The sequence below is a fragment of the Aminomonas paucivorans DSM 12260 genome, from assembly GCF_000165795.1.
Lineage (GTDB): Bacteria > Synergistota > Synergistia > Synergistales > Synergistaceae > Aminomonas > Aminomonas paucivorans.
On record NZ_CM001022.1, the window covers coordinates 1,028,503 to 1,048,129 of the forward strand.

Sequence of the window (19,627 nt, forward strand, 5' to 3'; positions counted from 1 at the left end):
GGGCCTGGGTATTGAATGCGAGGTAACCTTGCGGCAGTGGGCATTGCGGGAAATCGGGCGGTTCATGGGGACACCGGCGGGATGCTGCCGGGATGCTCCCCGAGGTGATGGGAAAAAGGAGTGAACCCAGGGTGAGCGAGAACGGCGCGGATCGGGAACAGTGGGGTAGCAGGTTCGGATTCATCATGGCCGCGGCGGGTTCCGCCATCGGCCTGGGCAATATCTGGCGTTTTCCCTACCTGGCTGGCATGAACGGCGGGGGTGCCTTTGTCGTCATCTATCTTCTTTTGGTTCTTTCCATCGGAGTGGCGGTGATGTTGGCGGAGATGGCCATCGGACGGTCCGCAGGACTCAATGCGGTGGGGGCCTTCAAAAAACTCAAGGGAGGCGCCTGGCCCCTGGTGGGTTGGATGGGGGTCATCGCGGGCTTTCTGATCCTCTCCTTCTACGGAGTGGTGGCGGGTTGGACCATCGCCTACATGATCAAGTCCTTCACCCCCGGATTCCTGGAGGCCGCAGCCGCAGGCAAGGCGGGGGACCTCTTTGGAGCCTTCGTCTCCAATCCTGGGCAGGTGGTGGCCTACCAGGCCCTTTTCATGTTTGCGACCATCTGGATTGTCTACCGGGGCATCGGAGGGGGCATCGAGAAGTACTGCAAGCTCATGATGCCTGCCCTCTTCATCATCCTGCTGATCCTTATCGCCCGGGCGGTGACCCTGGACGGGGCCGGTAAGGGACTGGAGTTCTACCTGAAGCCGGACTTTTCCAAGGTCACGGGGGGTACCGTCCTGGCAGCCCTGGGGCAGGGTTTCTTTTCCCTCTCCCTGGGCATGGGCTGCATGATCACCTACGGCAGTTACCTGAGCAAGAAAGAAGTGCTGCCCTCCGCAGCCATCACCGTGGTGAGCCTGGACACCTCCGCGGCCTTCCTGTCCGGACTGGCCATCTTCCCGGCGGTGTTTGCCTTCGGCATGGAGCCCGCCTCAGGGCCGGGGCTCACCTTCATCACCTTGCCCTCGGTGTTCGCCAAGATGCCCATGGGTGCTGTGTTCTCCTTCCTGTTCTTCCTGCTCCTGTTCTTCGCCGCCATCACCTCCTCCATCTCCCTGCTGGAGGTCTGTGTGGCCTACTTCAAAGACGAGCTGGGCTGGAGCCGCGCCAAGGCCTCCTGGGTCCTGGGTCTGGTGATCTTCGTCCTGGGGGTGCCCTCGGCCCTTTCCCTGGGGGGGCATTTCCCCAAGATCGCCGGGAAGGACTTCCTGGACGCGGTGGACTTTTTCTCCTCCAACGTGCTCCTTCCCCTGGGGGGGATCTTCATCTCCCTCTTTGCGGGTTGGGTCTGGTTGGACAGTGCCCGTAAGGAGGTCACCAACCAGGGGTCTCATTCCTTTGCTCTGGAGGTCGCTTGGATCTGGGTGTGCCGGGTGGTGGCTCCCCTTGCCATCGCCTGGATCTTCGTCAAGGGGCTGAAGTGGTAGACCCCATTCCCGACAGGCGGCGGGGGGTCGGCGCAAGCCGGCCCCCCGCCTTTTTGTGGGGATGGCGGAAGGAAGCCTGGAAGGCGCTGTGGTAAGATGTTCCCAGTTTTTTCGAGAGGAGGAACGCCATGCGTTCTGCAAAGGTTTCACTCCGTTGGGGGCGTCCCGTGGCGCTGGCCCTGTTGGGGATTCTTCTGGCGGCGGGGGTCGCCGCGGCCCTGGACGTGTCCCCCATTCTGGCGCGCTGGTCCCGAACCCAGGCCTTCAAGAACGATCTGGACGGCAAGCTGGACGTGACGGCCACCTACTTCGCCGGGGAGTACGTGGAGGCCCAGGTACAGGCGGAGGCGGAAAAGAACCTCTGGACGGGGAGCGAGCTGGAGACCTACAAGTACACCTTCCTCAAAGGCCTTCGCCTGGACGAGATGATCGCCGTCCGCCTGGAGTTCGACAACCGCGGCCCTTCCATGCACATGGCCCCCTTCGACGAGCAGGTGGTGCTGTGGATCGGCGGGAAGAGCTACAAACCCGTGGAGTACGATCCCCGGTTCAACTTCAAGCTCCAGGGCAAGCGGGACGGGATGCTCTTCTTCAAGCGCTACGACGACAAGACGGGCAAGTCCCTCCTGACGGGGGTCAAGAGCGTCCGCCTGCAGATCAACGGGGGCGTGAGCCCCATCACGGACAACAAGAAGATCGACTTCGTCTGGGATGTGGCCAACGACCATCCCGAGAAGCTCTATAAAGGCAAGGCGGCGGAACGCCTGGAGCTGGACCGTCTCATCAAGCGCATGGAAAAGCTGACCCAGCAGAGGAAGGACCTGGAGGGGCAGTTGGCGGCCACCCTGTCGGAGCTGGAGACGATCCGCAAGAGGATGGACGAGCTGTCGAAGTAGGCAACGAGCGCGGGATCTCGGTGGTCCGAGTCCCGCGCTTGTCACGGTCCGGTTTGGGGGGAGGGCGCCCATGAAGCGCATTGCCGTGTTGACCAGCGGGGGGGATTCCCCGGGGATGAACGCCGCTATCCGGGCGGTGACCCGGTCCGCCATCTACCGGGGCCTGGACGTGATCGGATTCCGCAGGGGGTACGAGGGTCTGCTGGACGGGGACGGCGTCCCCCTGACCAAGAGTTCCGTGGGGGGGATCATCCACCGGGGGGGCACCATGCTCCGCACCGCCAGAAGCGATCGTTTCCGGCGCCCCGAGGGGATCAACGAGGCCATTTCGCGCCTTCGGGAATACGACATCGACGGCCTCGTGGTGGTGGGGGGGGACGGTTCCTTCCGGGGGGCCTGGGCCCTCCACGAGCAGGGGTTCCCCGTGGCGGGGATTCCCGGCACCATCGACAACGACATTGCCGGGACGGACTCCACCATCGGCTTCGACACGGCCTGCAACACCGCCCTCCAGTCGGTGGAGAAGCTTCGGGACACCGCCTCCAGCCATGATCGCCTGTTCATCGTGGAGGTCATGGGGCGATCCGCCGGGTTTCTGGCCCTGGAGGTGGCGGTGGCCTCCGGGGCGGAGTGCGTCCTGGTGCCGGAGGTGCCCTTCCACCTGGAGCACCTCTGCGAAAAACTCCACTACGCCAAACAGCGGGGGAAGACCCATTCCATGATCATCCTGGCGGAGGGGGTCATGTCCGCCAACCAGTTGGCCTCCCGGCTCAAGGACACGGGGGGCTACGAGGCCCGCATCACCGTCCTGGGGCATGTGCAGCGAGGGGGGAGCCCCTCGTCCTTCGACGCCGTGTTGGCCTCCCGCATGGGGGCTTCGGCGGTGGAGATGCTTCTGGAGGGGCAGCGGGGCTTCATGGTGGGGTACGTGAACCAGCAGCTCACCTCCTGTCCCCTGCCCACGGCCTGGGAGTCCAAGAAGCCCCTGAACCACGAGATGATGGCCCTGGTCGAGGCCCTGAGCATCTGACCCCATGGCTCGCCTTCCCGATGCGCTGCCCGAAGCCCTGGCGACCCTGACGGCCTCCGATCGTCCGGGCCGCAGCGCCTCCCTGCTCCATGATCCTCGCTGCTGGGAGGAGGCGCTGGAGGTCCTGTCCCGCCCTTCCCTCTGGATCGTCACGGGGTTCTTCGTGCCCGAGGCCCAGGCCGCGGAGACCGACGGTCCTCCCGGGGCCTGCGTCCTTGCCCGCGCCCTGTCGCGTCTGGGAACCTCTGTCCGGGTGTTCTCCGACGACGCCTGTCTGGGGGTCCTTCGGGAGACCGGGGCGGTCCTGGGGCTTCCCCCGGATCGGTTCCGGGGCTTTCCCTTCGACGTCCCCGAGGAGGACCTGCGGGCGTTCCTGAGAAGGGAGGCTCCGGGTGGGCTGGTCTACCTGGAGAGATTGGGGCGCACTCCTGAGGGGGTCTGCCGGAACATGAGGGGGCAGGACGTCTCCCCCTGGGTGGCTCCCCTGGACCTGTGGGCTCTGGATGCGCCGTCTCGGGGGATTCCCGTGGCGGCGGTGGGGGACGGGGGCAACGAGGCGGGCATGGGCCCTCTGCGGGAGAGGTTGGGCTCTCTGGTGGGAGATTTCGCTTCGGCTCTTTCCTGCATCCCTTCGGACGTGCCGATTCCCGTGGATGTCTCCAACTGGGGAGGCTACGCTCTGACGGCAGCCCTGGAAGCCTCTTCGGGAGCGGATCTGCTGCACACCCCGGAGGAGGAGCGGGAGATGCTTCACGCCATGAAAAGAGCCGGGGGGGTGGACGGAACGACCCGCACCCCGGCCCTCTCCGTGGATGGGTTCGGGATGGACGATCAGGTGGCTCTGGTGCGGGAGCTGCGGGCTCTGACCCGAGGGCCGAGGGGCTAGCGCGACTTTCGGAGGTGTTTTTCCAGAAAGGGGACCAGGATCCAGGCGAGGGCGGCGCCGATGCCCGTCTGGATCAGGTCCGTGAGGGCTTCCAGGGGAGCCGCCGCTGGACCGTAGAGGGTCGCCGCCGCGGACGTGTAGCCTCCCATCATGACCAGAGCTCCCGCCGCCAGGGCGATCCAGCGGGGCGCCCGGCGGGCCAGGAAGCCCACCACGAATCCCTCCAGGCCCTTGATGACCAGCGAGAAGGGGGCCCATTGGGGGTAGCCGAGGAGGATGTCTCCCAGGGCCGCGCCCAGGCTTCCGGCGACCGCGCCGTACCGGGGGCCGAAGAGGAGCGCCACGGTGTAGAGGATCCCCTCCCCCAGGTTGAAGTAGAGCCGGAACCCGGGGACCGGAATGGACAGCATGGTCGCCCCCGTGACGAGGGCGGCGAAGAGGGCGCCGAGAGCGAGGGCGCGGGGGGAGGTCTTCAGTGGGTTCATGGCGATTCCTCCTTGCGAAGTCCCCCTCGGGGGGAGGGACTTCGGTTTGTACGGATTGTGCCCCATCCCCGGGAACCCAGCTAGGTCCAGATCGTCCCGCATGGTACGGGGAACTGGTCCCATGGGCGGTTCGTTCCCGGGGCTTGCGTCTTCGAGGGGGGGCGGGTTTATAATGGCCCGGGTCAAGAGGGCTCCACTGTTGCTTCTCGTCGGTCTTGTGGCTCTTCTGGTCCTGCTTGCGGGGTGGAGCCTGCGATCCCGCGCCGCAAGCGATCCCTTTCGCTTGGAACAAGCCGTCGTCTGCCTGGAGCTGGACGACGATCTCAAGCCCCTTCGCGTATCCGACCGCTTTCCCCGTGGTACCCGGCAGGTTTGCCTGTGGTTTCGCTATGCCTCCGCCCGGGAGGGGGACGGCCTTTCGGTGAGGTGGTTCCACGAAGGAGGGCTCATCCAGCGGGAAACCATGCGCCTTGCCCCGGGAAGGGGGACCAAGGCGTTCTATCTGCTTCGGGAGGACGGTTCCCCGCTCCCCCAAGGGACCTATCAGGTCCGCCTGGAGGGAAACGGGAGAAGCCTTTCCGTATTGATGTTTCGAATCCTTCCCTGAATGGGCAACACGAATTCGAGAGGACCCGAGGAGGCGAGGACGCTGCGGTTTTTCCTGGACACGGCGAACCTGGAGGAAATCCGCGCTGGCTTGCGGATGGGAGTGGTTTCCGGGGTGACCACCAACCCCACCCTGGTGGCCCGGGAGGGCGTGGCGGATTTCCACGGCCACGTGCGGACCATCGCGGAATTGGTGGAGGGACCGGTGAGCGCGGAGGTCCTGGCCCTGGACCTGGAGGGCATGGTGGAAGAGGCTCGGCCCCTGGCGGCGCTTCATCCCCAGGTGGTGGTGAAGGTTCCCCTGACCTGCGAGGGACTGGGAGCGGTTCGGGTGCTGAGCCGCGAGGGCATCCGCACCAACGTCACCCTGGTCTTCTCCCCCCAGCAGGCCCTTCTGGCGGCCGCGGCGGGAGCCACCTACGTGAGCCCCTTCGTGGGGCGTCTGGACGACGTGGGGGAGGACGGCTCGGGGCTGGTGCGGGACATCGCCTCGACCTTTCGGGTTCAGAGCATCGGGACCCAGATCATCGCCGCCAGCGTGCGCCATCCCCGGCACGTGGCGGAGGCGGCCGCGGCGGGAGCCCACATCGCCACGCTGCCCTACAAGGTGTTGAAGCAGCTGTCGGTCCATCCCCTGACGGAAGCGGGAATCCGGCGATTTCTCGAGGATTGGGAGGCTACCGCAAGACACCATGGTTGATCACGAAGCCCTCTCCCCTCCGGAAACCCTACCCGTCGAGAACCTGTCCGTCCCGCCTGCGGAGGCCGAAGGCCAGGACCTTTCCCCGGAAACCCCAGATCGCAAGCAATCCCACCGTCAGAAGATCTCCTTCTCCCACCTCGCCGGGATGAGCGTGGCGGAGCTGCGCAAGCTGGCGAAGGAGCTGGGGGTCGCGGGGATCTCCTCGCGGCGCAAAGACGACCTGGTGGTGGAGGTCCTCAAGGCCCAGGCGGAAAAGCAGGGCTACCGCTTCGGCGGGGGGACCCTGGAGTGCCTCGTGGAAGGGTACGGTTTCCTCCGTCCTGCAGGGCTTCTGCCCAGCAACCACGACATCTACGTGTCCGCCTCCCAGATCCGGCGCTTCGGCCTGCGCAACGGCGACGTGGTGTGGGGGGTCATCCGTCCTCCCAAGGATCAGGAGCACTTCGAGGCGCTCCTTCGGGTGGAGACGGTGAACTTCTCCGACCCCGAGGAGGCCCGGCGTCGCCCCAACTTCGAGGCCCTCACCCCGGTCTTCCCGGACGAAAAGCTCCACCTGGAGACCACCTCCAAGGAGATCGCCACCCGCCTGGTGGACCTCTTCGCCCCCATCGGGAAGGGGCAGCGGGCTCTCATCGTCTCCCCCCCCAAGGCGGGGAAGACCACCCTCCTCAAGCGCATCGCCAACGCCGTGACCACCAATCACCCCGAGACCATCCTGCTGGTGCTGCTCATCGACGAGCGCCCCGAGGAGGTCACGGACATGATGCGGTCCGTGGACGGGGAGATCATCGCCTCCACCTTCGACCGCCCCGCGGAGGAACACATGCGGGTGGCCGCCCTGGCCCTGGAGAAGGCCAAGCGGCTGGTGGAGGTGGGCAAGGACGTGGTGCTGCTCCTGGACTCCATCACCCGACTGGCCCGGGCCTCGAACCTGGTGGTCCCCCCTTCGGGACGCACCCTTTCCGGAGGCATGGACCCGGCGGCCCTGTACTTCCCCAAGCGGTTCTTCGGCGCCGCCCGGAACATCGAAGAGGGGGGGAGCCTCACAGTCATCGGCACCTCCCTGGTGGAGACGGGCAGCCGCATGGACGACGTGATCTACGAGGAGTTCAAGGGCACGGGAAACATGGAGATCCACCTCTCCCGGAAGATCTCGGAGCAGCGGATTTTCCCCGCCGTGGACATCACCCGGTCGGGGACCCGGCGGGAGGACCTGCTCATGCCGGAGGAGGAGCTCCAGCGGCTCTGGCTGCTGCGCCGCCGCATCGCAAACATGGATGAGGGCGAAGTGCTGAACCTCATCCTGGACAAGCTGCGGAACACCGCCACCAACAAGGACTTCCTGGGGACCATCAAGATCGCGTAACCCGATCCGGGAAGGGAAAAGGGAGGACGAGTCATGCCGACTCCGCGACGATTGGGTTTTTGGGTGTTCCTGGCCATCGGAGCTTTGGCTTCGGTGGTCCTGGTGGCGGCGGCAAGCCGCCGCTCGGGAGCCTACTGGGCGGATTTCCGCGATGCCTCGGGAGAGTGGGTGAACCCCAACGCCTCGGGCTTTCTGGTGGTGGACGTAACCGGTTCGCTTTCCTCTGCCAAAGGCGCCCGTTCCGGCGACCAGCGCTTCGGGATCGGACCCGTTCCCTGGGCTCCCTCCCTGGAGGAGGAAGATCTGGTGATCCAGGAAGTCCCCCCTCATGAGGGCGCTTCCGCGGAGCCCACGCCGCCGCCTCCCGTGTGGACGGAGATCACCGTCCAGGAAGGGGAGACCCTCTCCAACCTGGCGGCGCGGTGCGGTGTTCCCGCCGCGGACATCGCCCGGGCCAACGAACTCAAGAACCCCGACGCCCTGCAGGAGGGACAGGTGCTCTACCTTCCCAAGACCTCTTCGGACGTTCTGGCCACCCTGGCCCACGTCCGCAGGCTCCGACACGAGGAAGAGACGGCCCGCAAGACCGCCGATCCCGTCTCGGTGACCTACTATGTGGTCAAGGAAGGGGACACCCTCTGGTCCATCGCCAACACGTTCAACCTGGACGTCAACTCCCTCTTCGGAGCCAACCGGTTCCGGAACGTCAACGTCCTCAAGCCCGGGAGCACCCTTCGGGTTCCCAACCAGGACGGGGTGTTCGTAAAGCCGAAGGATGGGGAGAGCCTGGCGAGCCTGGCGAACCAGTACGGCGTCTTTGCGGAGGCCATCCGAGCCGCAAACGGGCTGGAAGCGGGAGAATCCTTGAAGGCGGGAGCGGAGCTGTTCATCCCCGGAGGCAAGCCCCTGGCCTTCGTGGAGGGCAAGGACGGGGAGGGTGCGGTCCCCCGGCGGGTGGGAAGCGTTCGGGGGCTGATCTGGCCCGTGGTGGGGCGCATCAACAGCCCCTTCGGCTGGAGGCGGGATCCCTTCGGCGGGCGCCGGGACTTCCACACGGGGCTCGATATCAAGGCCCCCACGGGACGGCCCGTCCTGGCCGCCGCCGCGGGGCAGGTGGTCTACTGCGGGTGGATGAGCGGCTACGGCAAGACGGTGGTCCTGGAGCACCGGGACGGATCGGCCAGCCTCTATGCCCACTGCAGCCGCCTGGACGTCCGGGTGGGGGAGCGGGTTCGCCAGGGAGAAGCCATCGCCCGGGTGGGCAACACGGGGCGCTCCACGGGCTCCCACCTGCACTTCGAGATCCGCATCGGGGGCAGTCCCGTGAACCCCCTGAAGCTGCTTCGATAGGCGCCCGGAACCAAGGGCCGAACAGAAACGAGAAGGAGAGTCGAGCGACCATGACCAAGTTCGTCTTCGTGACGGGGGGGGTGGTGTCCTCCCTGGGCAAGGGCATCACCGCCGCTTCCCTTGGAGCCCTGCTCAAGCACCGGGGTTTCCGGGTGTCCATCATCAAGCTGGATCCCTACATCAACGTGGATGCGGGGACCATGAACCCCTTCCAGCACGGGGAGGTCTTCGTCACCGACGACGGGGCGGAGACGGACCTGGATCTGGGGCACTACGAGCGGTTCGTCGACGAGTCCCTCCGGTCCTGCAACAACGTGACCACCGGGAAGATCTATTCCTCCGTCATCTCCAAGGAGCGGGAAGGACGCTACCTGGGAGCCACGGTGCAGGTGATCCCCCACATCACCAACGAGATCCAGGAGCGGATCCTCAAGGTGGCGGACGGGAACGACGTGGTGATCGCGGAGATCGGCGGCACCGTGGGGGACATCGAGGGGCTTCCCTTCCTGGAGGCCATCCGGCAGCTGGTGAGCCGGGTGGGGCGGGAGAACGTGCTCTACTGCCACGTCACCCTGGTGCCTTACATCGCCGCAGCGGGGGAACTGAAGACCAAGCCCACCCAGCACAGCGTCAACGAGCTGCGGCGCATCGGCATCCAGCCCGACGTGATCGTCTGTCGCAGCCAGTACCACCTGGAGAGCGACATCCGGGACAAGATCGCCCTGTTCTGCAACGTCCCCAAGGACTCGGTGATGGAGGCCATGGACGCGGACACCATCTACCGGGTGCCCCTTCAGCTTCTGGAGCAGGGCTTTGATCGGCTGGTGCTCCGGCGCCTCGGCCTGCCCGTGGGGGAGGCCCCGGACATGGAGGCCTGGATCCGTTTCCTGGATCGCTTCACTAACCCCGCGGGGGAGGTGGAGATCGCCATGGTGGGCAAGTACACCAGCCTCAAGGATTCCTACCTCAGCGTCATGGAGGCCCTCACCCACGCGGGGACCATGAACCACGTGCGGGTGAACCTTCGCTCCGTGGAGGCGGAGGACGTGGAGGAGAAGGGCGTCGAAGCCACCCTGGCGGGGGTCCAGGGCGTCCTGGTCCCGGGGGGCTTCGGCTCCCGGGGCATCGAGGGGAAGATCGCCGCGGCGGGATACGCCCGGCGCAACGGCATCCCCTACCTGGGGCTTTGCCTGGGGATGCACGTGGCGGCGGTGGAGTTCGCCCGCAACGTGCTGGGCATCGCGGCGGCCCACAGCTCGGAGATCGACCCGGGGACGCCGAACCCGGTGATCCACCTGATGGAGGAGCAGCGCCACGTCTCCCACCTGGGAGGTACCATGCGCCTGGGAACCTACCCCTGTGCCCTCGTCCCGGGGACCCTGGCTCAGGGGGCCTACGGGGCCGAGGCGGTGCAGGAGCGGCATCGCCACCGGTACGAGTTCAACAACGACTACCGGAAGCGGTTCTCCGAGGCGGGATTCCGCGTGGCAGGGGTATACCCGGAGAAGGACCTGGTGGAGATCCTGGAGATGGAGGGACATCCCTGGTTCGTGGGGGTGCAGTTCCACCCGGAGTTCCTCTCCCGCCCCGTTCGACCCCACCCCCTGTTCCGGGAGTTCGTCGCCGCGGCGACGAGGACGAAACAAGGTTGAGAGGAGGATTCCCCATGAGGAAGACCCGAGGATTCCTGACGGTGGCGGTTTGCCTGGTTCTTGCGGCGACGGTGGCCTGGGCGGACGAGATTGCTCCCGCCCCCGGGGCGTTTCAGAACCTGGAGCGGGTGGAGACGGTGCTCTACGGGGGGCCTCAGCCCGGCGGTCTGTTGGAGCGTCTGGCCCGGGCGGAGAAGGACCTTTTCGGACGGGAACTCCCCGGGAGCCTCACGGAGCGGCAGACCGCCCTTCTCCAGTTCCTGGAGAAGGGGACGGCGGGGCAGCCCGGTTTCCTCTTCAAGCTGGGGGTGGCGGAGTGGGCGGTGGCCCAGCAGGTGTACCCCACCAAGTTCGCCGCGGCCCGGCTTGAGGGGTTGGAGCAGCTCCTGGAAGGGCACACCCAGACGGGCCCCCTGGCCATGCGCCTGGAGCGGCTGGTGACCAAGCTGCTTCCCTCGGGCATCCAGGGAACCGGCGTGTCCGTCCCCGCGGCGACCCTGGTGAAGGTGCGCCTCCTGCAGCCCCTGGCCGCCCGGTTCTGCAAGACCGGCGACAAGGTGGGGTTGGAGCTGGTGGACGACCTGCGGGTGCAGGGAACCCTGGTCGCCCCCCGGGGGAGCCGGGTGGCGGCCCACGTGCAGAGCGTGGAGGGCCCTAGGAGCTTCGGGCGTCCCTCGGAGGTGAAGGTGACCTTCGAGTATCTGGAGACCCTGGGGATGGAGCAGATCCCCGTGCTGGTGGGGGAGGCGGCCAAGAACGCCACGAAGCTGGACAAGAGCCTGGTGGGAGCCGCCGGCGCCAGCGCCCTGGGCATGGTGCTTCTGGGCCCTGTGGGGCTGGCGGGAGGGTTCCTCGTGCGGGGAGACGACAAGACGGTCCCGGCGGGGACCCAGTTCTACCTGGAGACGGGGCAGGCCGTGAGCGTTCTGGCCTATACGGTGCCCGCCACCCTGGGAGGCGGCGCGGCGCCCACGCCCGCGGTCACGTCCACGGGAGCGATCAACCCATGAGTCGGTTCTGGCGCAAGGGTGCCCTTTCCCTGGCCCTCCTGGCCTCTCTGGCCTGTCCCGCCTGGGCGGTGGACCTGGGGGACCTGATCGGTGTGGTGGGAGGCGGATTCCTGGTCTCCGCCGTGGCGGGGCCCCTCAACGACTTCATCAACACGGTCACCTTCAACAAGGGGGCGGGGAACCAGTCCGCCACCAAGGTGGTCCCCATCGTCTCCCTGGGGGACGGAACCCATATCGGGGCCGCTCAGGTCTCCGGTCCCAAGCAGGCGGTGGATCGGACCAAGGCGGTGGCCCAGCTGGAGACAAGCTTCCAGGATCGCCTCCGGGTGAAGGTCCTGATCCCCATCGACTCAGAGAACCCCATCCAGCGGTTCCGGAGGGTGCAGGGAGTGGGGGTTTCCGCGGTCATCGACCTGCGCCTGTAGGGAGTGAGGAGAACGGTGCGCCGAATCTCCGGGACGTTCCTTCTTTCCTTGGCGCTTCTCGGCGCACTGGTCCTTCCTGCCTTCGGGGAACCCCGTAGCCTGCAAAGTCAGGTGGGGGGGGTGTTGGACCGCTGGACCGCTTTCCGCTGGGGACAGGACAACCTGGTCTGGGTGGTTCACTATCCCGAGGCCCTGGCTGCCCCCTGGGTGAAGCTGGAGGCGCAGCGGCGGGGACTGGGGCCGGAGGAGACGGAGTCCTACCGGAAATCCTTCCGTCAGGAGCTTCAGTTCGATCGGTCCGTGGCGTTTCTCCTGAACGTGCAGGCCTTCGGAAGGACCCCCCTGAGCCTGGCACCCCTTTCCAAGAACGTCTTCCTGGTGGACGGCCGGGGGAAATCCATCCCTCCGGTGCGCTATGAAAAACGCCTGGACCAGCCCCTGAGCGGGCTGGTCCAGGGGTTCGTGTTTTTTCCCAAGGGAGTGAAACCTCCGTTTCGACTGGTGGTCAAGGGGCTGATCCCGGGGGAGGCCACGGCGTTTGCCTTTCCCGCCTTCGGAGAAGCGGACACGGCTCCCCGCGTCGCACCCACCCCTTCCCCGCGCCGTCTCGGAGCGGGGAAGATCTCCGCTCCCCAGGGGGTGGATCTGGTGGTGCCCCCGAAGAAGCCCGAGGCTCCCCAGGTGACCCGGACGGAGATCCCCCGGCCGACGCGCCCTGCGGTCCCCACGAAGGCTCCGGAGGCGACGCGACCGCCCAAGAGGGCCGTGTCTCCCCCGGTCTCGACGTCCCCTCCTCCCCGAACGGTGCCGTCTCCACCTCCCGCAGCTTCCGGGGAAGTGCGACCGTCCCTTTCCCCCTCTTCCCCGAAGTCCGGTCCCGCCTCGCGGGAGGAGGTGCTGCGGCGGTTTCTGGAGCTGTGGCAGAAAGGCGACTGGGACGGCCTGTACGCCGTGACCGGCAAGGAGACCAAGGGACGCTTCAGCGCCTCGGAGTTCGCGGAACGGACGAAGAACCACCCCTTCCGCTGGGCCCTCAAGGAGGGGTACAAACTCTCCTGGTCGGGGAACACCGCCAAGGTCTCCGTGGCCCCGAAGTTCCTGGTGGTCCGGATGCTTCGGGAGGAGCAGTTCCGTCTGGTGGAGGAGGAGGGCGGATACCGTGTGGTCTGGTAGGCACATCGCCCTGTTTCTGGGCCTGGGGGGAGGACTCCTGATCGGAGGGTTTCTGTGGCGGGATCTTCATCTTCCCCAGCAGGCGGGGGTCCCCTCCGGCCTGCCGGACGTTCGGGTGGAGCAGTTTGACCTGCGCCGTCAGGTGGGGGGACAGGACTGGACCATCCGGGCTTCCCGGGCGGAACGTTCCGAGGGGGTCGCCCAGGCGGCGTCCATGGATCTGGAAATTCAGGGCCCCGGGGACCGGGTCACCCGAGTGCGGGCCCAAAAGGGGCTTTTTGAGGAGGCAAAGGAGGACATGACCCTTTGGCAGGTGGAGGGAAGCCTTCGCGAGAAGGGGAAGACCCTGAGCTGGAAGGCTGCGGAGGCCCGCTATGACGGAAAAAGTCGGGAGTGGCGTTTTCCGGGAGGGGTCACCTTCCGGAGGGATTCCCTGTTTCTTGTGGCGGGAACGGGGCGATTGCTCCCCAAGGGGGACATTCGACTGGACGATGGGGTGAAGGCCCGTTGGGCGGTGCGGCCATGAAACGCCTATCCCGGAAGGGGTTGTTTCCCCTTGTCCTGGGTTTGCTGCTGTGCTGGGCAGGAGCGGCGGCGGGGGAAGGACAGGAGCCGGAGAAGGTCCGCCTGAACGCCGACCGGGTGGAGTTCGACGAAGCTTCGGGCAGCGCTTCCGCCTCGGGAAACGTGAAGTTGACCCACAAGGACTTCCGCCTCTTCTCCCCCTATCTGGAGTATGACACGGAGGGGCAGAAGGTCCGGGCCACGGCGGACCCGGGGGGCGAGGTGACCCTCCTGGCGGGGGGCAAACGCCTGGCGGGCAAACGGCTGGATTACGACCTGGTCACCCGTCAGGGAACCCTTCAAGGCCCCAGCGGCCAAGTGGACAAGCTGTACCTGCGGGGAAAGACCATCGAGTTTGCCCCGGCGGAGCGGGCCCGCCTGGAAGGGTGGGGGGCGAAGCGGACCTCCCAGGGGGCGGAGGAGGACATGGCCGCCCGTTGGTCCCAGGTCTCCGTGACCACCTGCGACAGGGCCCATCCCCACTACCGCCTCCAGGCCCGGGAAGTGGTGGTGATCCCGGGGGATCGGGTGGTGGTGAAGAGCCCCAAGGTCTATCTGGGGGAACACCTCCTGTTCACCTATCCCTTCGACTACGTCATCCGGGACAAGAAGAGCGGGCAGAAGGACGGGACAACCTTCTTTCCTCTGGTGCAGTACGACGGGGACAAGGGCTTGGGCCTGGGGCTTCGCGGGCCCCTCTCCTGGGAAACAGGGGAGCTGGATCTGGGGCTCCTCGGCTGGACGAACCAGGACCCGGAGGGCTGGGCGTACCTGACCCAGCAGGTCGCCTCGGGGATCAACCTGTTCGGCCGGGTGGACCGACTCTACGACAAGGACGCAAAGGAGCTTCTCTGGCGGCCCCAGTGGGGTCTGGAGACGACCGCGTCGGACTGGTACACGCGGCTTCGCTGGTCCGAGAGGGAGCTGGTGACCCAGGAGCGTCGCACTGGGGTGACCCAGCGCTTTTCCGTCTGGCGCAGCCCGGAACTGGAGATCCGTAGTCCCTGGAAGCGCGATCCCGCTTCGGGGGCCTATTGGCGGGCTCGGGCGAGCTACGGGGACTACCAGGACGCCACGGGGGGCTCCGGCAGCCCCTGGGTGACCCGACGCGGGGCGTCCCTGGAACTCTACGGTGAGGCGCCCCGCTGGGGGATCTTGAGCCCCTTCGCCCACGTCCTGCACTGGTACTACGACTACCCGGACACGGACACCTTCCAGAGGGTCACCGACGCGGAGCTGGGCTTCCGGTGGAAGTTGGGGGACGTGAAGCTCCAGACCACCTACGTGAGACGGTGGGTGGACGGGGCGTCTCCCATGGGCTGGGATGCCTGGGAGAGTCGGGAGGACCTGTACCAGGAGGTCTCCTTCCTGGTGGCCAAGGCGTCTCCCGACGACCTGTGGAGCCTGACCGTCCGGGGAGGGTACGACCTCCTGTCCAGCGAGCTGGGAGAGATGGTCTACAAGCTCTCCTACGACCGGCACTGCCTGGTCTGGGAACTGGTGGCCCGCGACGACATGCGGGGAAACGACGACTGGTTCGGGCTTCGCCTGATCGTGAAGGCCTACCCCCATGCGGTGGCTGCCTTCGGGACCAGCGAGCTGTTCGAACCGGGAGCCAGGCCGGAGGATCTTCCGGACGGAGCGAAAGAAGGGAAATGAAGACGATGAAGGTCTTGGTGGCTTGCGGGGGGGACAGTCCGGAAAGGGCGGTGTCCCTGCGTTCCGGAAAGGCCGTGGCGGAAGCGTTGGCCGTGGCGGGGCACCAGGTCTTCCTGGAGGACCTTCCCACCTGTCTGGGGGTGGTGGAAGCCGCCCGGGATCGGGGGGCTGACCTGGTCTTCGTGGCCCTCCACGGAGGCTGGGGAGAAGACGGACGGCTTCAGGCGGTCCTGGAGGCTCATGGGATTCCCTACACCGGTTCGGGCCCCGAATCGTGCATGGCCGCCATGGACAAGGAGCTGACCCGGGCGGTGTTCCTCGACCGGGGATTGCCCGTTCCCCCGGGAAAGGTCTACGAGCGGGAGGACGCGGCCCTGCCGGACCTGGAATCCCTGATGGCCCGGGAGGGGGGGCATCTGGCCCTCAAGCCCTGCTGCTGCGGCAGCACCGTGGGGGTGAGCCTGGTGCACCGGCCGGAGGACCTCCGGGAGGCTCGAGATCTGGCCCTGAAATATGACGACCGCCTGGTGGCGGAGCGGTTCATCCCGGGACGAGAACTCACCGTGGCGGTCTTCGAGGAGGGGGGACGCCCCCGGGCCCTCCCGGCCATCGAGATCCGCCCCCACGAGGGGTTCTACGACTACCGGAACAAGTACACCAGCGGCGCCACGGAATACCTCTGCCCGGCCCCCCTGGAGGAGGCGCTGGCGGCTCGGGTGGGTTCGTTGGCGGAGGCAGCCCATCGGGCCCTGGGGTGCCGGGTCTACAGCCGGGTGGATTTCCGCCTCTCCGAGGAGGGGGAGCCGTTCCTGCTGGAGGTGAACACCGCCCCGGGGATGACCGGCACCAGCCTGGTCCCCAAGGCGGGAGCCGCGGTGGGCTGGAGCTTCCCTCAGGTCACGGACCGGATCGTCCGGGCCTCCTTGGAGGTCTGCCGGGGAAGGCGTTAGGGCCTCCCTGCGGGAGAGGGCAGTGAAGACGAGGGGAGGGGCCCGGAGTGGCCGCCTCCCCTCGTGCGTCTTCGGGGCGCTCTGCCCCCAGCCTGCTTCCTTCCGGTCAGATCAGGTAGCGCAGGTAGACGTAGACCGTGGAGACCAGGAGCGTGGCGGCGGTGACGGGGATCCCCACCTTGAGGAAGTAGCCGAAACGCAGGGAGATGCCTCCCTTTTCCGCCAGTCCCGCCATGACCAGGTTGGCCGAAGCCCCCACCAGGGTGCCGTTGCCGCCGAAGCAGGCCCCCAGAGCCAGGGACCACCAGAGGGGCGTGGGGTCCATGCCGGACAGGTGCGCCACGTCCCGGACCAGGGGGATCACCGCCGCCGTGTAGGGCACGTTGTCCACCACCGCGGAGAGGATGCCGGACCCCCACACCAGCAACAGGGCCAGCAGCTTGGGGCTGTCCCCCACCTGGTGCACCATGAGGGTGGCCGCCGCCTCGATGAGCCCCAGATGTTCCAGAGTTCCCACCAGCATGAACAGGGCGGAGAAGAAGAGCAGGGTCACCCAGTCCACCTCCGCCACCATCTCCTCCACGTTCACCGGGCAAAGGACCAGGGCCAGGGTGGCTCCCGCCAGGGCGATGGTGGCCGCCTCCAGGTGCAGCACCCGGTGGAGCAGGAAGGCCCCCAGAACCAGCCCCAGGATCGCCAGCACCCGGGGGGTCAGCACCGGGTCCACCCTCTGGCGGCTGTCCCGAAACCGCTGCAGGGCGGCGGCGGTGCTCTCGTCGGGCTCCAGGTCCTTGCGGTAGAAGAGGTACAAAAGCCCGAAGGTCACCCCCAGGGCCAACAGCACCGCCGGGCCGAGGTTCAGGAGGAAGGCGTTGAAGGACAGCCCTGCCGCGGATCCGATCAGGATGTTGGGGGGGTCTCCGATGAGGGTCGCCGTGCCGCCGAGGTTGGAGGCGAAGGTCAGGGAGATGCAGAAGGGGATGGGGTCCAGGTCCAGGCTCTCGCAGACCGCCAGGGCCACCGGACCGATGAGGAGGATGGTGGTGACGTTGTCCAGGAGGGCGGAGATGAGCGCCGTAAGCACCGAGAGGAGCACCAGAAGCCGCCAGGGTTTCCCTCCGCTCATCCGGATGGTGCGGATCGCGGCCAGCTCAATGAGGCCGGTCTTCTTGACCACCCCCACCAGGATCATCATCCCCAGGAGCAGGCCGATGGTGTTGAAATCGATGAAGGAGAAGGCCTTGCTCTGCTCCACTAGCTGGAGAAGCAGCACCCCCGAAAGCCCCGCCAGGGCGGCGGTGAGGCGATGAAGGCGCTCCGATATGATGAGGGCGTAGGTGGCGACGAAGACTCCCAGGGCAATCCACTGCGTTGTATCCATAAGTATTCACCTCGATGACGATAAAAAGCCAGCCAGCAAAAGAGCGGCCGTGGGGTCCCCCCGGCCGCTCGTGCCTTCCCGAAAGGTGCCGGGCCGTCTACGCGATGCGGATCTCCAGGACCTTGAGGTGCCGGACTCCTTTGGGAACCCGAACCATGACCTCTTCTCCCACCGTCTTCCCCAGGATGGCCTTCCCCACGGGGCTCTGGGAGGAAATGCGGTTCGTCTTGGGGTCCGCCTCTTCCGAACCCACCAGGGTGTAGGTGTATTGGGTCTGGGCGTCCAGATCCCGGAGGCTCACGGTGGTGCCCAGGCTCACGGAGCTGGTGTCCAGATCCCCCACTTCCACGATCCGCGTCTTGCTGAGCTGGTACTCCAGCCAGAGGATCCGGCTCTCCAGCTTTTCCTGCTCCTCTTTGGCGGCGTGGTACTCCGCGTTCTCGCTCAGATCGCCGAAGGCCCGTGCCTCCTCCAGTTTGGCAGCGATCTCCGATCTGCCGTCGCCCCGGAGGGAGATGAGTTCCTGCTTGAGCTTTTCGTAGCCCTCCCGAGTCATCATGACCTGTTCTTCCGCTGAACGTTGTACAGCCATGTTTCGACCGCCTTCCGCAGAAAATGGGAACCCTTTCATCGAAGCCACCCTGAACCGTTGCGGTATTCTACCAGACCGATTCCCGAAGGGCAAATGAACGGCCGGGAATCCACCGTGCCCTGGACCTCAGGAAGGATACTCCCTCCAGAAAATCCTGCAAGGGGGAGGTCTGTTTCTCGGTCCCCGATTTGCCCCGTTCCTTTCCCGTCGGGTCACCTGTTCCTTCTTACAAGCGGATATGCGTTCCGGCTCTTTCCCCCGTGCCGAGCCACCTTGCGGTGACGCAGGGGGCGTTTTTGACAGATGTCCTTCCGGGGAGTAACATGCACCCCAACTTTTCGAAGTCAGGGGGAACCCACATGGCGCAGCACCTCCGTCGCCTTCCCAGCCCGTGCCTCCCTCGACCTCAGGCGATCTTCGCCCGGGGGTGGTCGGTGCTGTCCTGACGTCCGAGAGGGAACGGGTTCGCTTTGCGGGACGCTACGGGGGCCGCCGACGGAAGTCGGCGGCCTTTTTTTGTGAGAGGGGGAAGGAAAATGAAGGGAAGGAATGAGCTGAAGGTGGCGGTCCTGGGAGCGGGGACCATCGGGGGAGCCGTGGCGGAGGCCCTGGCGCCCCACGGGCCGGTGGTGGCCACCCGGAAGCGGGCGGAGCCCAACCCTCGGCTGGAGGCAGCGGGGGTGCGCCTCCTGGGGGACAATGGGGAGGCAGCGGGGTGGGCGGATCTGGTGGTCCTGGCGGTGAAGCCCCGGCAGGTGGTGCCGGTGCTCCTGGAGGTGGGGCATGCCTGCGCGGGCAAGCCCGTGGTCTCCTTCGCCGCGGCCATCTCCCTGGAGATCCTCCAACGATCTGCCCCGCAGGCCCGGTTCTTCCGTGCCATGACCAACACTGCCGCCCGGATCGGCCAAGCCTTCACGGTCTTCGCCCCGGGACGGGGGATGGAGGAGGGGGACCTTCGGGCGGCGGAAGGTCTCTTTGCCCGCCTGGGGGACTGGCAGCAGGTGGAGGAGACCCACCTGGACGTGCTCACCGCCATGGCAGGCAGCGGCCCCGCCTACATCTACACGGTGCTGGAAGCCCTCATCCTGGGAGCCCTGCGCGTGGGGCTGCCCCGGGACCTGGCCCTCCAGGCGGCGGCCCACACGGCCATCGGGGCGGCGCACCTGCTCCTGGAGTCGGGGGAGCACCCCGCGGAGCTGCGGGATCAGGTGACCACCCCGGGAGGGGTCACCATCGAGGGGATCTACGAGCTGGAGGAGGGGCGGGTCCGGACGGCTTTCATGAAGGCCGTCTGCGCGGCCTCCGCCAAGGCCACGGAGCTGGCGGAGGCCGCGTGCCTTCAGGCGGAGGAGTGTCGGGTCCGGTCCCTCCAGCGGGTGGGGTAGGCCGTTGTCTCGGGAGGGGTTCCGGGGGACAATGGT

Annotated in this window: 19 protein-coding genes; 16 read left to right on the top strand and 3 right to left on the bottom strand. The window is 66.8% G+C overall.

Annotation, left to right across the window (positions count from 1 at the left end; genetic code table 11):
• Positions 1 to 131: 131 nt before the first annotated feature.
• The 4 genes from APAU_RS04665 (at position 132) to APAU_RS04680 (ending at position 4,290) form a co-directional block, all read left to right on the top strand.
• Positions 132 to 1,478 carry a sodium-dependent transporter gene (locus tag APAU_RS04665; RefSeq protein WP_006300541.1) on the top strand — a complete coding sequence of 449 codons (1,347 nt, stop codon included), beginning with the start codon at positions 132 to 134 and terminating at the stop codon, positions 1,476 to 1,478.
• 128 nt (positions 1,479 to 1,606) lie between these two features.
• Positions 1,607 to 2,374: a hypothetical protein gene (locus APAU_RS04670; RefSeq protein ID WP_006300542.1), complete on the top strand. Its 768-nt coding sequence runs from the start codon at positions 1,607 to 1,609 to the stop codon at positions 2,372 to 2,374.
• Between the two features lie 70 nt (positions 2,375 to 2,444).
• A complete protein-coding gene (pfkA, locus tag APAU_RS04675; RefSeq protein WP_006300543.1) occupies positions 2,445 to 3,404 on the top strand; it encodes a 6-phosphofructokinase in 960 nt (319 codons plus the stop codon).
• Between the two features lie 4 nt (positions 3,405 to 3,408).
• On the top strand, positions 3,409 to 4,290 hold the full coding sequence (locus APAU_RS04680) for a DUF4392 domain-containing protein (protein WP_006300544.1): 882 nt from the start codon (positions 3,409 to 3,411) through the stop codon (positions 4,288 to 4,290).
• Here APAU_RS04680 and APAU_RS04685 read toward each other — a convergent pair.
• The gene (locus APAU_RS04685) at positions 4,287 to 4,775 is read right to left on the bottom strand and encodes an ECF transporter S component (protein WP_006300545.1); all 489 of its coding nucleotides are present in this window, start codon (positions 4,773 to 4,775) and stop codon (positions 4,287 to 4,289) included. The genes APAU_RS04680 and APAU_RS04685 overlap by 4 nt on opposite strands.
• A 283-nt stretch (positions 4,776 to 5,058) precedes the next feature.
• Here APAU_RS04685 and APAU_RS04690 point away from each other — a divergent pair, with 283 nt between their 5' ends.
• The 11 genes from APAU_RS04690 (at position 5,059) to APAU_RS04740 (ending at position 16,233) form a co-directional block, all read left to right on the top strand.
• Positions 5,059 to 5,382 (top strand): hypothetical protein, encoded by a 324-nt coding sequence (locus tag APAU_RS04690; RefSeq protein ID WP_198004035.1) that lies wholly within the window; start codon positions 5,059 to 5,061, stop codon positions 5,380 to 5,382.
• Positions 5,383 to 6,081 (top strand): fructose-6-phosphate aldolase, encoded by a 699-nt coding sequence (fsa, locus tag APAU_RS04695; RefSeq protein ID WP_006300547.1) that lies wholly within the window; start codon positions 5,383 to 5,385, stop codon positions 6,079 to 6,081. It begins immediately after the preceding gene.
• Positions 6,074 to 7,450, top strand: coding sequence for a transcription termination factor Rho (gene rho / locus APAU_RS04700; RefSeq protein ID WP_006300548.1), 1,377 nt, complete (start codon positions 6,074 to 6,076; stop codon positions 7,448 to 7,450). The genes fsa and rho overlap by 8 nt, the downstream gene beginning before the upstream one ends.
• A gap of 33 nt (positions 7,451 to 7,483) precedes the next feature.
• A complete protein-coding gene (locus APAU_RS04705; RefSeq protein WP_006300549.1) occupies positions 7,484 to 8,800 on the top strand; it encodes a peptidoglycan DD-metalloendopeptidase family protein in 1,317 nt (438 codons plus the stop codon).
• 50 nt (positions 8,801 to 8,850) lie between these two features.
• Positions 8,851 to 10,452, top strand: coding sequence for a CTP synthase (locus tag APAU_RS04710; protein WP_006300550.1), 1,602 nt, complete (start codon positions 8,851 to 8,853; stop codon positions 10,450 to 10,452).
• A gap of 14 nt (positions 10,453 to 10,466) precedes the next feature.
• Positions 10,467 to 11,462 (top strand): hypothetical protein, encoded by a 996-nt coding sequence (locus tag APAU_RS14615; RefSeq protein ID WP_006300551.1) that lies wholly within the window; start codon positions 10,467 to 10,469, stop codon positions 11,460 to 11,462.
• Positions 11,459 to 11,887 carry a hypothetical protein gene (locus APAU_RS04720; protein WP_006300552.1) on the top strand — a complete coding sequence of 143 codons (429 nt, stop codon included), beginning with the start codon at positions 11,459 to 11,461 and terminating at the stop codon, positions 11,885 to 11,887. The genes APAU_RS14615 and APAU_RS04720 overlap by 4 nt, the downstream gene beginning before the upstream one ends.
• Positions 11,888 to 12,010: 123 nt before the next feature.
• On the top strand, positions 12,011 to 13,060 hold the full coding sequence (locus APAU_RS04725; protein ID WP_156789434.1) for a hypothetical protein: 1,050 nt from the start codon (positions 12,011 to 12,013) through the stop codon (positions 13,058 to 13,060).
• The gene (locus APAU_RS04730; RefSeq protein ID WP_006300554.1) at positions 13,047 to 13,586 is read left to right on the top strand and encodes a hypothetical protein; all 540 of its coding nucleotides are present in this window, start codon (positions 13,047 to 13,049) and stop codon (positions 13,584 to 13,586) included. Before APAU_RS04725 ends, APAU_RS04730 begins: the two co-directional genes overlap by 14 nt.
• Positions 13,587 to 13,627: 41 nt before the next feature.
• The gene (locus tag APAU_RS04735; protein WP_156789435.1) at positions 13,628 to 15,283 is read left to right on the top strand and encodes an LPS-assembly protein LptD; all 1,656 of its coding nucleotides are present in this window, start codon (positions 13,628 to 13,630) and stop codon (positions 15,281 to 15,283) included.
• 5 nt (positions 15,284 to 15,288) lie between these two features.
• On the top strand, positions 15,289 to 16,233 hold the full coding sequence (locus tag APAU_RS04740; protein WP_006300556.1) for a D-alanine--D-alanine ligase family protein: 945 nt from the start codon (positions 15,289 to 15,291) through the stop codon (positions 16,231 to 16,233).
• Between the two features lie 106 nt (positions 16,234 to 16,339).
• Here APAU_RS04740 and APAU_RS04745 read toward each other — a convergent pair whose 3' ends face one another.
• Both APAU_RS04745 and greA read right to left on the bottom strand, forming a co-directional pair.
• Positions 16,340 to 17,614 (bottom strand): ArsB/NhaD family transporter, encoded by a 1,275-nt coding sequence (locus APAU_RS04745; protein ID WP_006300557.1) that lies wholly within the window; start codon positions 17,612 to 17,614, stop codon positions 16,340 to 16,342.
• A 97-nt stretch (positions 17,615 to 17,711) separates the two neighbouring features.
• On the bottom strand, positions 17,712 to 18,206 hold the full coding sequence (gene greA / locus APAU_RS04750) for a transcription elongation factor GreA (RefSeq protein ID WP_040344903.1): 495 nt from the start codon (positions 18,204 to 18,206) through the stop codon (positions 17,712 to 17,714).
• A 536-nt stretch (positions 18,207 to 18,742) separates the two neighbouring features.
• Between greA and proC the strand changes: the two genes are divergently transcribed.
• The gene (gene proC / locus APAU_RS04755; protein ID WP_006300559.1) at positions 18,743 to 19,591 is read left to right on the top strand and encodes a pyrroline-5-carboxylate reductase; all 849 of its coding nucleotides are present in this window, start codon (positions 18,743 to 18,745) and stop codon (positions 19,589 to 19,591) included.
• The last annotated feature ends 36 nt before the right edge of the window (positions 19,592 to 19,627 follow it).